12 protein-coding genes and 1 riboswitch are annotated in these 17,127 nt (G+C 38.1%); of the genes, 9 read left to right on the top strand and 3 right to left on the bottom strand.

The annotated features are described in order from the left end of the window. Positions 1-3: 3 nt before the first annotated feature. From SFC32_RS02710 to SFC32_RS02685, 6 genes are all read left to right on the top strand, one after another. Positions 4-840, top strand: a complete 837-nt coding sequence (locus SFC32_RS02710; RefSeq protein ID WP_074563801.1) for an aldo/keto reductase — start codon at positions 4-6, stop codon at positions 838-840. Between the two features lie 125 nt (positions 841-965). Then, positions 966-1,784 (top strand): Cof-type HAD-IIB family hydrolase, encoded by an 819-nt coding sequence (locus SFC32_RS02705; protein ID WP_039696819.1) that lies wholly within the window; start codon positions 966-968, stop codon positions 1,782-1,784. A 24-nt stretch (positions 1,785-1,808) separates the two neighbouring features. Then, positions 1,809-2,462, top strand: a complete 654-nt coding sequence (locus SFC32_RS02700; RefSeq protein ID WP_039696820.1) for an SGNH/GDSL hydrolase family protein — start codon at positions 1,809-1,811, stop codon at positions 2,460-2,462. Positions 2,463-2,557: 95 nt separating this feature from the next. Beyond that, positions 2,558-4,060, top strand: coding sequence for a glycoside hydrolase family 1 protein (locus SFC32_RS02695; RefSeq protein ID WP_411049883.1), 1,503 nt, complete (start codon positions 2,558-2,560; stop codon positions 4,058-4,060). 126 nt (positions 4,061-4,186) lie between these two features. Then, positions 4,187-7,558: a GBS Bsp-like repeat-containing protein gene (locus SFC32_RS02690; protein ID WP_411049884.1), complete on the top strand. Its 3,372-nt coding sequence runs from the start codon at positions 4,187-4,189 to the stop codon at positions 7,556-7,558. A 104-nt stretch (positions 7,559-7,662) separates the two neighbouring features. Beyond that, complete coding sequence (locus tag SFC32_RS02685) at positions 7,663-8,484, top strand: Cof-type HAD-IIB family hydrolase (protein ID WP_411216627.1); 822 nt, start codon at positions 7,663-7,665, stop codon at positions 8,482-8,484. A gap of 34 nt (positions 8,485-8,518) precedes the next feature. Here SFC32_RS02685 and SFC32_RS02680 read toward each other — a convergent pair whose 3' ends face one another. Beyond that, positions 8,519-9,850: an alanine/glycine:cation symporter family protein gene (locus SFC32_RS02680; protein WP_411049886.1), complete on the bottom strand. Its 1,332-nt coding sequence runs from the start codon at positions 9,848-9,850 to the stop codon at positions 8,519-8,521. 134 nt (positions 9,851-9,984) lie between these two features. Continuing rightward, a riboswitch (glycine riboswitch) is annotated at positions 9,985-10,162 on the bottom strand. A 180-nt stretch (positions 10,163-10,342) separates the two neighbouring features. Beyond that, positions 10,343-11,743, bottom strand: a complete 1,401-nt coding sequence (locus SFC32_RS02675) for a PLP-dependent aminotransferase family protein (protein WP_411049887.1) — start codon at positions 11,741-11,743, stop codon at positions 10,343-10,345. A 105-nt stretch (positions 11,744-11,848) separates the two neighbouring features. Between SFC32_RS02675 and pdxS the strand changes: the two genes are divergently transcribed. The 3 genes from pdxS to pcrA all read left to right on the top strand — a co-directional run bounded on the left by pdxS (position 11,849) and on the right by pcrA (position 15,767). After that, complete coding sequence (gene pdxS, locus SFC32_RS02670; protein WP_411049888.1) at positions 11,849-12,724, top strand: pyridoxal 5'-phosphate synthase lyase subunit PdxS; 876 nt, start codon at positions 11,849-11,851, stop codon at positions 12,722-12,724. 9 nt (positions 12,725-12,733) lie between these two features. Then, complete coding sequence (gene pdxT / locus SFC32_RS02665) at positions 12,734-13,306, top strand: pyridoxal 5'-phosphate synthase glutaminase subunit PdxT (protein WP_411049889.1); 573 nt, start codon at positions 12,734-12,736, stop codon at positions 13,304-13,306. A gap of 145 nt (positions 13,307-13,451) precedes the next feature. Continuing rightward, entirely contained in the window at positions 13,452-15,767 is a 2,316-nt protein-coding gene (gene pcrA / locus SFC32_RS02660; RefSeq protein WP_411049890.1) for a DNA helicase PcrA, read from the top strand. 56 nt (positions 15,768-15,823) lie between these two features. On the opposite strand, the gene SFC32_RS02655 is transcribed toward pcrA, so the two are convergent. After that, entirely contained in the window at positions 15,824-17,056 is a 1,233-nt protein-coding gene (locus SFC32_RS02655) for a transporter (protein WP_411049891.1), read from the bottom strand. Positions 17,057-17,127: the final 71 nt, after the last annotated feature.

The following is a 17,127-nucleotide window of genomic DNA, read 5'->3' as shown; positions in this document are numbered from 1 at the left end:
ATAATGGAAAATTATCTTTTAAATGATGGAAACCTTATTCCAAAACTTGGTTTTGGAACTTGGCAATCTAAAAATGGAGAAGAGGCCTATCAAGCTGTAAAGACTGCGTTGAAAGTTGGTTACCGTCATATTGATACAGCAGCAATTTACGGAAACGAGGAAAGCGTTGGTCAGGCTATAAGAGATAGTGGCATTGATAGAAAAGAGATTTTTGTAACCACAAAACTTTGGAATAATGTTAGGAACTATCAAGAAGCTAGGGAAGCTATTGATACTTCATTAGAAAAGTTAGGCCTTGACTTTGTTGATTTGTACTTAATTCATTGGCCAAATCCGCTTGCTTTCAGGGAAAACTGGGAAGAAAGAAATCGTTCGATTTGGAAAGCAATGGAAGAGGCAGTAGCAGCAGGAAAAATTCGCAGCATAGGTGTCAGCAATTTCTTACCACATCACTTAGAAGCCCTTTTGAAAACAGCAAGGATTAAACCAAGCGTTAATCAAATTAGACTTTCACCGGGAATTTATCAAAAAGAAGTAGTTGATTTTTGCAATCAAAATGACATTTTAATTGAAGCTTGGAGTCCATTTGGTCAAGGGGATGTTTTTAATCACCCATTCTTAAAAGAATTGGCTGAAAAATATCAGACATCAGTTGCTAAGTTGGTTTTAACTTGGAGTCTTCAACAAGGATTTCTTCCATTACCAAAATCGGTAACTCCTAAAAGAATTGAGAGTAATTTTGATGCTTTTGGTGTGACTATTTCAGATGAAGATATGGATAAATTAACGAATTTAAAAGTTGAGTCTAGTGCACCTAATCCTGATCAAGTGGATTTTTAAAATATTTATGGAAAGATGATTTTTAAACTAAATCATCTTTTTTCGTGTCATAGTATCATTTTTTCTGAATATACTCAAAGCTTTTTTCAGAAAGCTAGCGTATAATGGGGGACAAGGAGGGTGTTATGACAGTAAAAGTAATTGCAACTGATATGGACGGAACCTTTTTAACAGATAAAAAGACTTATGACAAGGTTTTATTTGATCGTTTGTTTGATCGTTTTATGGCAGAAGGCATCAAATTTGTGGTGGCAAGCGGTAACCAGTATCGTCAGATTATCCAACAATTTCCTAAACACAAACATTTAATGTCTTTTGTGGCTGAAAATGGCGGTCACATCATTGAAAATGGTCGAACTTTGCAGGAAGAATTTGAAACAGTAGAAGCCATCTCTGCTTTGGTTAATTATATCGAAAAACATTATCCAGATACGGTGATTAACTTGGCAGGAAAGGCATCGTCATACTTGCCAATGTCGACACCGAAAAAAATCAAGGATTTGCTTAGCTATTATTTGCCTGTTTTAAAATACGTTGATAATCTACATCCAATTCCTGAGGATGATTATTTTAAAGTCACTTTACTGGTTCGTGATGAATTGACCTTCCAAGTGAGAGATGAAATTAACACTTTATTTGCGGATTATCAACTAACGGCAACCTCTAGTGGTTTTGGTTGTATTGATGTCATTCCATCGCATGTGCATAAAGGAACTGGCCTTGATTTCTTGCTCAATCACTGGGGTTATGGTCCTGAAAATCTGATGGTTTTTGGTGACGGTGGCAATGATATTGAGATGTTAAAACTGGCTAAATATTCTTTTGCGATGGCAAATGCTCCGCAGGAAATTAAAAACGTAGCCAACTATCAAGCTCCGTCAAATCAAGAAAATGGTGTTTTGCAAGTTCTTGCTCGTCATTTCTTGAATGAGTCAGATTTGTGATAGAATAGTCAAAAAGGAGAAAAAATGACTGATTTTCAAGAACTATATCACAAAGCTGATGTGACAGAATTTCGTAAGCAAATCTTAGCTGACCAACAAGCACAGTTGTGGGAAAAATACGACGCTTTGAATCAACTGGTAAAACAGCCAAATGTTGTCTTTGCTGGAGATTCTATCACTGAGTATTTTCCCATTCATGAAATGCTGACGTCGGATTTACCGCTTTATAACCGCGGTGTTCATGGCATCAACAGTTTGCAGCTTTTAGAACATCTGAATACACAAGTTTTAGATTTGAAACCAAGTAAAGTTGTTCTCTTGATTGGGGTTAATGATTTAAAGACCAGACAGCCAGAAGAAGTGCGTGAAACGATTGAGACTATCATAGCTACTATTCAACAAAAGTTGCCTGAAACTCAGATTATTTTGCTTTCTGTTTTTCCAATGAATGAGTCACCAAGATTCGTTCGCACACCAAGTCATCGTAATAATGATAGTATCAATCGATTAAATGCTTTGTTGTCTGACTTGTCAGGAGATGGTGTGACATACCTTAATCTTCATGGTGCTTTGTGCGATGAAAGTGGTGAGTTGCCACTAAATCGTACAGTTGATGGCCTTCACCTTAATGTCGATGGTTATCGTGTGGTGTCTGAGATTTTGTCAGCGTATTTGTAGTGGGATAGTATCATTTTCCAAGATAATAATGCAAGATTGCGCTTTCAAATAACGGTATACTATTATTGTACTTAATTGAAAGAGGGAAAAGATATATGACAAAAGCATTTCCAAAAAACTTCCTTTGGGGCGGAGCAATTGCTGCTAACCAAGCCGAAGGTGCTTATAACGAAGATGGTCGAGGACTTGTTGCAACTGATGTGACAACTGGTGGGTCAGTAAATGCGCCACGTTACATGACTTATATCGACAAAGATGGTAACCCTGGTAAAGCGCCAGCTATGGGGCATAATGGTAAGATTCCTGAAGGCGCTAAATACGCCGTGCTCGATACAGAGCATTATCCAAACCATGTGGCTGTTGATTTTTATCACCGTTACAAAGAAGACATCAAGTTGTTTGCTGAAATGGGTTACTCTGTTTTTCGTTTGTCAATTTCTTGGGCTCGTATTTTCCCAAATGGTGATGACAAAGAACCTAACCAAGCAGGGCTTGATTTCTACCGTTCAGTCTTTGAAGAATGCCGTAAATACAATATTGAACCTTTGGTTTCAATTTGGCATTTTGATACGCCATTAGCACTTGAAGAAAATTATGGCGGTTGGAAAAATCGTAAGCTGATTGATTTTTATGTCCGTTATTGTGAGGTTATTTTTAACGAATACAAAGACTTGGTTAAATACTGGTTGACTTTCAATGAAATCAATAATACAACCATGTTCCTTGATATGTTTGGCTCAAAAGCCAGTGATGCTGACTATCAAGAAGGTTATCAAATTCTTCACCATCAATTTGTAGCATCAGCTAAAGCTGTTCAAATTGGGCATGCTATCAATCCTGATTTCATGATTGGAAATATGATTTGTGGTATTACATTTTATCCTGGCACATGTGATCCAGCAGATATCCTTGCTAATGAACACAAATGGCAATCAGGCATTTACTACTGTGGTGATGTGCAAGCAAAAGGAAAATACGGTACTTATGCCAAACGTCTTTGGAAAGAGCATAATGTTGAACTTGATATCACTGAAGAAGATCTTGAAGATTTGAAACGTGGTACGGTTGATATGCATACTTTCTCATATTATATGTCAAATAATGTGACTACTCATACTGGTGGTGAGCAAGTTTCAGGTAACTTCTCAGCAGGTGCTAAAAATCCATACTTGACTTATTCTGATTGGGGTTGGGCGCATGATCCAATGGGACTTCAATATTATCTTGAAAAAATCTATGACCGTTATGAAATCCCATTGATGGTTGTTGAAAATGGTCTTGGAGCCTTTGATACTGTTGAAGAAGATGGCTCAATTCACGATGATTATCGCATTGATTACCACCGTGCGCACATTAATGCCATGGCAAATGCTATTGACAACGGTGTCGACCTTATTGGTTACACTACGTGGGGTTGTATCGATATCGTCTCAGCAGGTACAGGTGAAATGCGTAAACGTTATGGTTTCATCTACGTTGATATGGATGATGAAGGCAATGGAACCCTAAATCGCACACCAAAAGACAGTTTCTACTGGTATAAAGAAGTTCTTTCAACAAATGGCCAAAAAGCCATTGATGAAGCAAGTGAAGATTAAAACTGATAAATAAATTCCTCGCTCTTTTAGCGGGGATTTTTTGAAATAAACGGAAAATAAGAAAGCGCTTTTTCATAAAAAGTGATAGAATAAACTTAAAGATTAAAAAGTTTATTGGAGATTATTATGAGAGTTAAAGGTCACGGAACAATAAAAAAATCAAAAGCCTACGGTGTTATTGGAACACTTTTGTTATCAGGTGTCTTGCTGACGGCTATTGGAGCTGGTGGTGTTTGCGCTGATGAAGTGCAAGCAAGTACGAGCGCCACTGTTAATAGCGTGTTAGCTGATGTCAATAGTGAAAATTATCAGGCTGATGCTGTTTTGTCTGAAGAAACTAGTGATTTGCCAGAAAATGATAGGGCTAACAATCTTAATTCTGAGCCAGCATCTAGTTCAATTAGTGATGAACAAAGTACGACAACTACTGAGCAAACTGAAGTAAATGACGACAAAGAAGCAGCAGTTACTGATGACAGTAATTCCACTGGTGCTGAGTCTGAGCAGGTTGACAATCTTTCTGAAAATCAAACTGAGTCAATCGTTGATGCTAATGCTAACAGTGATGCTAATGCTAACAGTCAGCTTACGGATGAATCACAAAACGTTAAGCCTGAAATTACTGCTAATGACAATCAAAAACTTGTTGCTGAACGCAGAGCAACAGGAAACGCTACAGACGAAGTAACCAGTGCTACCTTAACGAACAAAGGTTTTGATATTCAGTACAACCAGACCATTCCAGCAGGTGCTAAAATCATGTTTGCGGTTTGGTCTGAGGTCAATGGTCAAGATGACCTTATTTGGTACACAGCTGATAATAATGGACACGTCGTAGCCAAATACACTGGTTCATACGGAAAATACAATATCCATACTTATCAAAATATCAATGGTCAAATGATTGGTTTAAATGGTCGTACCATTGATGTGCCAAAACCAAGTGCTAAGGTCACAATCACAAAGGTTGATGGCACAACTTACAAAGTGACTATCAGTGATATCCCAGCTTACATCACTAGTATTCAACTACCAACATGGACAGAAAAAGGTGGACAAGATGATATTCAGTGGTATAGCACTACTAAGAACGCCGATGGCACCTTTACAAGAATCTTCAGTATTGCTGAACACAATCTAGAAGGTGGTAAATACAATGTTCATGTCTATGGAACGAATGCAGTTACGAATTCATTGACTTGTTTAACAGGCACAAGTTTCCAATCTGATTACCATTTCAGTGATGTTCATGTTCAACCAATTTTGACAGCAAATGGTATTCAAATTAGCATGCCAAGTGATGTTAGCTCAGATATGACCGTTTACCATGCGGTTTGGTCAGCCAAAAATGATCAAGACGATTTGATTTGGTACAAAGTTCCGGCTAATGGTCAACTGACAGCTAAGTATACTGGCGATTATGGGACATATCTTATTCACACCTATGCTGTTGTTAAGGGAAAAATGGTATGTATCAGTGCGACAAGTATTGATGTTCCAAAACCAAGTGCTAAAGTGACAATCACTAAAATTAATGAGACAAGTTACAAAGTGACAGTTAGTGATACCCCAATATACATCACTAGTATTCAACTACCAACTTGGACAGAAAAAGGCGGTCAGGATGACATCCAGTGGTATAGCACTACTAAGAACGCCGATGGCACCTTTACAAGAATCTTCAGTATTGCTGAACACAATCTAGAAGGTGGTAAATACAATGTTCATGTCTATGGAACGAATGCAGTTACGAATTCTCTAACTTGTCTAACAGGAACAAGCATAGAAGCTGATTACCATTTCAGTGATGTTCATGTTCAGCCAACTTTAACGACTAACGGTATTCAAATCAGCATGCCAAGCGATGTTAGCTCAGATTTGACCGTTTACCATGCCGTTTGGTCAGCCAACAATGATCAAGATGACTTAATTTGGTACAAAGTTCCAACCAACGGTCAACTAACGGCTAAGTATACTGGCGATTATGGGACATATCTTATTCACACCTATGCTGTTGTTAAGGGAAAAATGGTATGTATCAGTGCAACAAGTATTAACGTGACAAAACCAGAAGTAAGGGTTCAAATTGAAAAGTTAACAGACTATTCTGCAAAAGTAACGGTGACAGATGTTCCAGTTTATGTTCATGATATTCAATTACCAACTTGGACAAGTAAAAATGGTCAAGATGATATGAAATGGTATCATGCTACTAAGCAAGAAGATGGCTCTTATGTCTACACTTTCTACGCTAAAAATCATAAGTTTGAGTCTGGACATTACAATGTTCATGTTTATGGTACAAATGAAGTCACTCATTCCTTTACATGCCTTTCAGGCTCAGACGGTGTTGATTTAATTTTTAATGAGTCACTAACAAAACCAACAGTAGTTGTTCAAAATTACGATGCTTCAAAAGGTAGCTTAGGAGTTGTGATTGCGGAAACAGAGTCTTCAAAAGACATTTCTAGTGTTACAGTGGCTGCTTGGTCTGATTCTGCACAGAAAAATCTTCATTGGTATACAAGTTCAAACGTTTCAAACGGAAAAGTCATTATTACGGTTGACGAAAAATATCATCATAACATTTCTGCAGACTATACGGTCCATGTTTATGTTAAGACCAAAGATGGTGAAACTGTTGGTTATAACCTTGGTCAATATGCTTTTAATAACAAGGAAATAACCACTAGTGTTTCAACGACTTATAAAGGAACTGGTGTTTACGGTGTTAATATTTCTGGTGTTTACTCAAATGGTACTGTAAAATATGCCGTTTGGTCTGATGTGAATGATCAAGATGACATCAGATGGTATGATGCGACAACATCAGGGTCAAATGCCACAGGACTAATTAATGTAGCTAATCACTCTGGGACAGGAACTTATCACATTCATGTTTACCAATCTGATAACGGACAAATGTATTTCTTGACATCAACAGAATTTACAGTCAAACGTACGAACTTCAATACACCTTATTACAATCAGCGTGATGGACGCTGGGCAAATATTACTTTTGGAGGCTATAGAATGGCTTCAACAGCTTGTGCCCCAACTAGTGTAGCTATGGTTGTTTCTTCACTAACAGGAACGGAAATTTTGCCGACAACTGTCTGTGCTTATCTTTACAACAATACAGTCGAATTCAATCGTGGTGATGCTGGAACAACTGGACGAGGTGTCGTGATTGCAGCGCAACATTGGGGAATGACAGCAACGGTAATTCATAGCTCATCACAATTGTCAGAGACATTAAAAGAAGGACACCACGTTCTGGCTGCTGTTCAACAAGATAAGTTCTCACCTTGGGGCTTTGGAACAAGTCACGAAATTGTTCTTAAAGGGTATTCAAATGGAAATACTTACGTTTATGACCCATATAATGCAGCAAACAACGGTTGGTATCCTATCGAATGGCTTTGGAGAGAACAAAGTACCCAATCAGGTGATATCAATGGTTTAGGCAATTCATTTGTTAAAGTGACAGATATTTAAAATGAAAAGGAAGTATTTATACTTCCTTTTTTTACGTCGTACTTTTGCTAAAGTTTTTTGAAACTGCTATCATGGTATTAGAAAAAATTAAAATGGTGAAAAAGATGATAAAACTCATAGCAGTGGATATGGATGGAACATTCTTAGATGAAAAAGGTCAATTTGATGCCAAGCGTTTTGAGCAGCTATTGGATGAGCTGGATAAAAGAGGAATTCTATTTGTCGTGGCGACTGGTAATCAAATCTCACGAATGAAGATTGTTTTTGGAAATTTGGCAAATCGGCTAGCCTATGTTGTTGGTAATGGTAGTCATTTGCTTGTTAAGGACGAGACGATTTACCTGAAAAATCTAAGCGCGCAGCAATTGCAGCACTTTTTACAATACTATGAGAATCATTTTGATGACTATCATATCGTGATTTCTTCACCTGAGCATTCTTATATGACCAAAGGAGCTTACACCTGCCAGAATCTTGGTAATGCAGAACGTCTGAAGTATTACAATGCCAGCTTTCCAAATGTGATTTTACTTGATAATATGCTTGACTTGCCACATGAAAAGATTAATAAAATCACCATGCAGCTCCCAATGGCTTTGTTTGAAAGTGTTAGTCAGGATTTTAGAAAAGAATTTCCTGATTTAGTACCAGTGGCAAGTGGATTTGGGGCTATTGATGTGGTTTTGCCTGGTGTTGATAAGGCACTAGGGATAAAAGAGCTGATGGCCTTAAAAGGCATTTCAACTGATCAGGTCATGACATTTGGAGACGGTGATAACGATATCTCTATGTTACGCTTAGCGAAATATTCTTATGCCATGGAAAATGCTAGCAAGACAGTGAAAGCAGCTGCAAACTTTATAGCACCATCGAATGCTAAATCAGGTGTTTTTCAAGTGATTGAACAATACCTAGAATCACATTAAAAAACACTCCTGAAATCGTTCAGGAGTGTTTGCTTTATTTCATGCGAGCAAAATAGTTTTTTGTTTCACGGATAATAACTGGTGACAGAGCAAGCAGAGCAATAAGGTTTGGTAGAGCCATGAGGCCATTAACGATATCAGCAATAATCCAGATAAGCTCAAGTTTTAAGAATCCACCAAGAGCAACCATGATGACAAAAATAACGCGGTAAAGTTTGATATGTTTTGTTCCGAAAAGGAATTCGAAACATCTTTCACCGTAGTATGACCAACCAAGAATTGTCGTAAAGGCAAAGAGAACAAGACAGAAAGTCAGAGCAAGAGCACCAGGAGTTCCAAAGAGAGATGAGAATGCTGCTTGAGTCAGAGGGGCACCTTCTAGACCAGCTACAGTCCATTTCTCAGTAACGATGATTGAAAGACCAGTCAAAGTACAAATGATAATCGTATCAATGAAAGTACCAGTCATTGAGATAAGCCCTTGTTCAACAGGTTCTTCTGTTTTTGCAGCGGCAGCAGCTATTGGAGCTGAACCTAGACCAGATTCATTTGAGAAGACCCCACGCGCGATACCTTTTTGGATGGCTTCTTTAACAACGGCACCAGCAAAACCACCGACAGCAGCTGTACCAGTAAATGCACCAGTGAAGATTTGACCAAATGCTGGAAGAATTTGATCAAAGTTTGTAAAGATGACAGCTAAAGTTGCAAGGATGTAGATAATCGCCATGAAAGGAACAACTTTCTCAGCAACTTTTGAAATTGATTTGATTCCACCGAAGATAATGATGGCAACAATTACAGCAACAACAATACTTACAATCTGTGGCGCTAAGCCAAATGAATTTTCAAGTGATGAAGTAATTGAGTTAACTTGTGAGAAAGTACCAATACCAAAGTAAGCAACAAGGATACCAGCGACAGCAAAGAAGATTGCAAGTGGTTTCCAGCGTTTGCCCATACCATTTAGGATATAGTACATTGGTCCACCAGAAACTTCGCTGTTATCATCGCGTGTGCGGTATTTGATGGCAAGAAGTCCTTCAGAGTATTTTGTTGCCATTCCAAAGAAAGCAGCAATCCACATCCAAAAGAGGGCTCCAGGACCACCAGCTTTGATAGCTGTTGCCACACCAACGATGTTACCAGTACCTACTGTTGCTGCAAGAGCAGTAGCAAGAGCAGCAAAACTAGAAATATCCCCTTGACCTTTATCGTCAGCGAAAATTAATTTAAAGGCTTTAGGTAATTTTAAAACCTGGAGTAAGCCAAGACGAACAGTTAAATAAATCCCTGTTCCCACCAAGAGAATAAGCAGTGGGGCACCCCAGACAATATCATCTAGCATTGTAAAAAAGTTTAGCATATACGAATAAGTCTCCTATAAAACATAGCGTCCTATGATGCCAGTTAGAATAGAAAAAAGGAGTTATCGTAGTGATAACTCCTGAAAAGTGATAAGAAGACTGACAAAGATAATACACCTTACCTGTTAATCGATTCTTATCTTCTGTCCTTTTGCCTGAGAGTTTGAGCTAGATGTGTGTCTAGCCTTGCCCCTTCGGCGCCTATCTAGTTCTTTCATGTTAGTATTACAATACTCAGTCCTTAAAAACATACTAACGAAAGGTCACTAGTGTCATTTAAAAAATGACTAGGTCTCTCCAGAAGTCCGTCCATCACCCAGTCCTGTCTATGACACCTGAGAGCGTAACTCCTTCGGCGAAAGGCAAGCTTTCTTCTCCTGAATGACATCATTCGGTTTGCTATTTGATTTGAATACTATATTAAAGCAAAAACCGAACTTTGTCAATAGTATTTTTTGAATTGTTTGGAAAAAATATAAATTACAAAAAAATCAAAGAATGATTTGCGATAAAATATTAATGATCTTTTCGATATCTTGATTAGAAATATTAGCATAATTAACGATGAAAGACTTGTCAAAGTGCTTGTTTTCCCCTTGATAATAGTGAGAAATAGCTGTCATTTGTAAGCCATTTGCTAGAGCTTGCCTACAAATGTCATCTTCTGCTAGGTCACTTTTAATGGTCATGATAAAATGCAAACCAGATTCTTCATCGTGAATGCTGATGTGATTTTTGAGAGGACTGTCTAATAATCTTTGAATCAGACTGTCACGTTTTTTCTGATAAAAAAGTCGCATACGATTTAAATGCTTTTCAAAATAACCGTCGTTGATAAAGTAAGCAAGGGTGTATTGTTGTAAGTTTGAGACAGTGTTATTGTAAAAGCTAAGTTGCTTTTCAAAGCGTTCCAATAATTGCGGTGGCAAAATCATATAACTAATACGTAAAGTTGAAGCCAAGCTTTTGCTAAAAGTATTGATATAAATGACTTTTCCGAGGCTATCAATCTCTTGAAGGCTAGGAATCGGTAGCCCTTGAAAACGAAATTCACTATCATAATCATCCTCAATGATATAACGATTGCCTTGATTTGCCCAACTTAAAAGTTCATAACGTTTGCTGATAGATAAAATAGCTCCTGTAGGAAATTGGTGCGAAGGAGAAAGGTGGACAATATCGGCATCTGTTTCTTTTAGTTGTGACATACTAAGTCCGTCATTTTCCATATCAATGAAGGTTTGTTTGACCTGAAATTGCTGATAAATTTTACGGATTTTTGAATAACTTGGCTCTTCTAAAGCAACTGTCTTATCAAGCCCAAGTAATTGAATGAGAATAGTATACAAATACTCGGTTCCTGCACCGATGATAATTTGGCGAGGGTCGACAGCCATTCCACGGTAATCGTTTAGGTGTTTAGCAATAGCTTGTCTTAGTAGTAGTACACCTTTACTTGGTGAGGGGTGAACAAGTTCATCTTGGCAGTTATTCAGAACTTGACGAACAATTTTTGACCACGTAGCAAATGGAAAGGTTTCGGAATTGGTCTGGTTATTACTAAGTCGTAGATAAGTTTTGGCTTCATCTGGCCTGCTTTCTGGATTTGAAAGTAACCTTATGGTTTTTTCAACGGGCGGATGGTGTGGATTGATTTCTGAAACGAAGAATCCTTTTTTAGCTTGACTGTAAATGTAGCCTTCAGCTTTTAATTGTTGATAGCTGGTTTCAACCGTAACGATAGATATACCAAGGTGTTTGGCAAGGTTACGTTTTGATGGTAATTTTTCTCCAGCTTTTAAAATCCCAATGGTAATATCTTTTTTGATTGCACGATAAAGTTGTTCGTAAAGGGGAATAGCACCTTTTTTATCCAATGAATATGTAAGCATAACATCTCCAATCTGACCCTATAAAAAAGTTTTTAAGTGACGCTTGATACCATGTCAGTTTTTATTATAATGAAAAGCAACAAAAAAGTAAATGAGGTATTTCTAATGACAAATCAACGTTATCAACTCAACAAACAATTGGCCCAAATGCTTAAAGGTGGTGTTATCATGGATGTCACAACACCAGAACAAGCGAGAATCGCTGAGGCAGCAGGTGCCTGTGCCGTCATGGCACTTGAAAGAATTCCAGCAGATATTCGAGCAGCTGGTGGTGTTTCGCGCATGAGTGATCCTAAGATGATTCAAGAAATTCAAGAGGCTGTTTCTATTCCAGTTATGGCAAAAGTTCGTATTGGTCATTTTGTAGAAGCCCAAATTCTTGAAGCCATTGAAATTGACTACATCGATGAAAGTGAAGTGCTATCACCTGCAGATGATCTTTATCATATTGATAAGACAAGCTTTGATGTTCCTTTTGTCTGTGGAGCTAAGAATCTTGGAGAAGCTCTACGCCGTATTGCTGAAGGAGCTAGCATGATTCGTTCAAAAGGGGAACCTGGTACAGGCGATGTTATCCAAGCTGTGCGTCATTTACGCCAAATGAACCGTGAAATTGCTCGTTTAACTTCTCTTCGCGAGGATGAACTCTATCAAGCAGCAAAAGAATTGCAAGTTCCTTATGATTTAGTCAAAGAAGTTCATGAGACTGGAAAATTACCAGTTGTTTTGTTTGCGGCGGGTGGTGTGGCTACGCCAGCAGATGCTGCGTTGATGATGCAACTTGGTGCAGAAGGTGTTTTTGTTGGCTCTGGAATTTTCAAATCAGGTGACCCTGAAAAACGTGCGCGTGCTATTGTTCAAGCTGTGACAAATTATCAAGATAAGAAATTACTTGCCAAGTTATCAGAAAATCTCGGCGAAGCCATGGTCGGCATTAACGAAGAAGAAATTCAATTGCTTATGGCTGAACGTGGGATTTAGGAGGTTGATATGGTTTTAATTGGAGTGCTTGCCCTGCAAGGGGATTTTGCAGAGCATAAAGCAAAGTTAGCCTCATTAGGTGCACAGACAATGGAGATTCGGCAGCTAAAAGATTTGGAAAATCCACTAGACGGTTTGGTGCTTCCAGGTGGTGAATCAACGGTTCAAGGAAAATTGTTGGCTGATTTAGAGCTTTTAGAACCTTTGCAAGAAAGGATTCAGCAGGGTTTGCCAGTTCTTGCGACCTGCGCTGGCTTGATATTACTAGCTGAAAATGTAGAAAATCAAGCAAAGCGTTATTTAGGAACTTTGCCAGTCACCGTTAAGCGCAATGCCTACGGCAGACAGTTAGGAAGCTTTACGTCTTTGCTTAATTTTGCGGATTTAGGTCAAGTTCCAGCGACTTTTATCAGAGCACCATACATTAGTGAGGTAGAAGATGAAGTTGAGATTTTGTCAAAACATCAGGGCAAAATCGTCGCTGCTCGTTATCGCAATCAAATCGGACTTTCTTTTCATCCTGAAGTTGATGAGAGTGACAGCATTCATTCTTATTTCTTGAAGATTTGTCAAACAAAGTGAAACCAGCCAACATTATTTCTTTAAAAAATGGTACAATAGAAAAGCATTGATTTTAATGAAATAATTAATATAGAGAGGAATAAATCTCGGATGGTTTTCATGGCTGATAGGAGCTGATGGCAGAACCTCCGTGGTCTTTTATACGATGAATCCTTTATTAAATGGTATGAATGATAAGCAGGCTGAAGCTGTTAAAACGACAGAAGGTCCGCTTTTGATTATGGCAGGTGCGGGCTCTGGGAAGACTCGCGTGTTAACACACCGCATTGCCTATTTGATTGATGAAAAATTTGTAAACCCGTGGAATATCTTAGCGATTACCTTCACCAATAAAGCTGCGCGTGAAATGCGTGAACGTGCTATGGCCTTGAATCCAGCAACGGCTGATACGTTGATTGCTACCTTCCACAGCATGTGTGTGCGCATTTTGCGTCGTGACGCTGATCACATCGGATATAACCGCAATTTCACTATCGTGGATCCTGGTGAACAACGTACGCTCATGAAACGTATTTTAAAGAACCTCAACCTTGATCCTAAAAAATGGAATGAACGTGCCATCCTTGGAACCATTTCAAATGCCAAGAATGATTTGCTTGATGAGGTTGCATATGAGAACCAAGCTGGTGACATGTACACACAAATCGTTGCTAAATGTTATAAGGCTTATCAAGAAGAATTACGTCAAAGCGAAGCCATGGACTTTGATGACCTCATCATGTTAACCCTTCGTTTGTTTGACCAAAATCCAGATGTTTTGGCTTATTACCAACAACGCTACCAATATATTCACGTAGATGAGTATCAAGATACTAACCATGCTCAGTATCAGTTGGTTAAACTCTTGGCATCTCGTTTTAAAAATATCTGTGTCGTCGGTGATGCCGACCAATCTATCTATGGTTGGCGTGGTGCTGATATGCAAAATATCCTTGATTTTGAGAAAGATTATCCTGAAGCCAAGGTTGTTATGTTGGAAGAAAACTATCGTTCCACTAAGAAAATTTTGCAAGCAGCTAATGCCGTTATCAATAACAACCGCAATCGTCGTCCGAAAAAACTTTGGACACAAAATGCTGACGGGGAACAAATCGTTTACTATCGTGCGCGTGATGAACGTGAAGAGGCTGTTTTCGTTGCTTCAACGATTGACAATATTGTCCGTGAACAAGGGAAAAACTTTAAAGATTTTGCAGTTCTTTACCGTACTAACGCCCAATCACGTACTATTGAAGAAGCTTTGCTGAAATCAAATATTCCATATACAATGGTTGGTGGAACGAAATTCTACAGCCGTAAGGAAATTCGTGATGTCATTTCATACTTGAATGTTATTGCCAATACTGCCGATAACATTAGTTATGAACGTATCGTCAACGAACCAAAACGCGGTGTTGGTCCTGGTACGCTTGAGAAAATCCGTGACTTTGCTAATCTTCAAAATATGAGTTTGCTTGATGCATCAGCTAACATCATGCTTTCAGGTGTCAAAGGAAAAGCAGCACAAGCCGTTTGGGATTTGGCTAATCTTCTTATGAATCTTCGTGCTGATTTGGACAAATACAGTGTTACTGAATTGGTAGAAGCTGTTCTTGATAAGACTGGTTACCTTGATGCCCTTCGTGTGCAAAATACGCTTGAAAGTCAAGCACGTATCGAAAATATCGAAGAATTCTTGACTGTTACGAAAAACTTTGATGAAAATCAAGACGATGCCCCAGAAGATGAATCTGGTATTGACAAACTAAGTCGTTTCTTGAATGATTTGGCTTTGATTGCAGATACTGATGATGGTGATGCTGAAACAGCAGAAGTGACTTTGATGACCTTGCACGCTGCCAAAGGTTTGGAATTTCCAATTGTCTTCTTGATTGGTATGGAAGAAGGGGTCTTCCCACTTTCACGTGCTGCTGAAGATCAAGATGAATTAGAAGAAGAACGCCGTTTGGCATATGTTGGTATTACGCGTGCTGAGCAGTTGCTCTTTGTGACAAATGCCAATACACGTACCTTGTTTGGTAAGACAAGTTATAACCGTCCATCTCGCTTCATCCGTGAAATTGATGACGAGTTATTGCAATACCAAGGCTTGGTTCGACCTGCTAATTCTTCATTTGGTGTTCGTTATAGCAATAGCAGCGATCAATCAATGAGCTTTGGTAAAGGCATGAGCCTCCAACAAGCTCTTCAAGCTCGCAAAGCGAAAGTTCAACCGACATCACGTGGAGCGCAGCCATATTCAAAAGCCGTCAAAGGAGTACCTTTTGGTCAATCAGCTAGTGCTTCAAAAGAAGCTGTCGACTGGCAAATTGGAGATATCGCTCACCACAGAAAATGGGGTGACGGAACTGTCCTTGCAGTTACAGGCTCAGGCAAAACTCAAGAACTAAAAATCAATTTCCCAGAAGTTGGACTTAAAAAACTACTAGCCAGTGTCGCACCAATTGAGAAGAAACAATAGGAGAAGTAATACCAAAAGAAATCCAAGGAAAACTTGGATTTCTTTTTTTAAAATTCTCAATCAGCAACAGTTTTAGTAGAAGCTGACAATTTAAAGACAGCAACAGCTAAAGTTAGAAATGTAATCCAAGTAGATGTGATATTCCACGAAGATAAACTACTAAATAATACTGTTCCGACAGGGAGGGACAAGGTGAACAAAAAAGTTAGAAAACTATTTGTTTGTGCTAAGGTATTGGCTGGAAGATTGCTCAATAATTGAGAATTAATTTTAGGATTAACTTTTCCGACTAAATAACTGGCAAATGCTAGTAGTAAAATACCGATAATTAAGGGGAAGTGGATAAGATTTGAAAGACCGACAAGAAAGAAAATTACTGCACTAAATTTTAGCAATTGTCTAATTGATTTTTGAGAAAAATAATCGTGTGGTGTCAAGCTTCCAATCAAAATACCGCCAACTAAGATAAACTCAATAAGAAGTAGTGCTTGGCTGTAGGATAGGTGACCAATTTTTGCAGACAGTAGCCAAATATTATAAATAGCATTAAGTGAGCCACTGAGCATATTTAAGCAGAGAATTGCTAGGAGTAAGTGAATAAAATCAGCGCTATTAGTTTCGTTAAAAATCAACATAACATTATGGTATAAGTTTGAAAATTGTTCTTTGAATGATAGTTCATTATCGCTTGATAAAACATCGTAATCAGCGTCGTCTTTGATGATTAATATCACCAGAGCTGACAGCATAAAAGAGAGTGCATTAATTATTGCGACAAGCGCAAAGTTGTGTTGAGAAATCGTTAATAACCAAATTCCTAAAGCTTGTCCAGAAAAGTTGCAAATATAAGAAATGAATTGCGTGAAAGAATAGGCTTCGATTAAATCTTTCTTGTTAACGTACTTTTGAATAATAGGCATTCGAAGACCATTTGAAAAATCGCTTAACATATCGCTAAGGATATTAAAAAGGCAAATAAAAGAAAAGGCAAGTAAACAATGCTTGGAAATTATAAAAGCCAAGCTTGTAAAAATAGCTGCTTGAGTAAAACCTGTGATAACAATCCATTTCTTTTTGAATTGAGTTTGATCAGCCTTTATGCCAACTAAAATAGTAAAGAATGTTGGTATAACCATTGTTACATTAGCTACTCCTACCATAATTTTTGAATGAAAAACAGTGGCAGCATAGATGACGAAAACAATATTATATAGTGATGAACCAATAGTGTTTAAAAATCGAGAAACTGTTAGGAAGTGATATACCTTATTTGTAAAAAACAATTTCATATTTTTGACTCCTTAACTGATTTTGTATCATTATAGTATTTTTTTAATCAAGGAGTAAAAACGTTGAATAT

This window comes from Streptococcus sp. TATVAM-FAB8 (genome assembly GCF_046592795.1).
Lineage (GTDB): Bacteria > Bacillota > Bacilli > Lactobacillales > Streptococcaceae > Streptococcus > Streptococcus ruminicola.
This window is presented reverse-complemented; position numbering and strand designations above follow the sequence as displayed.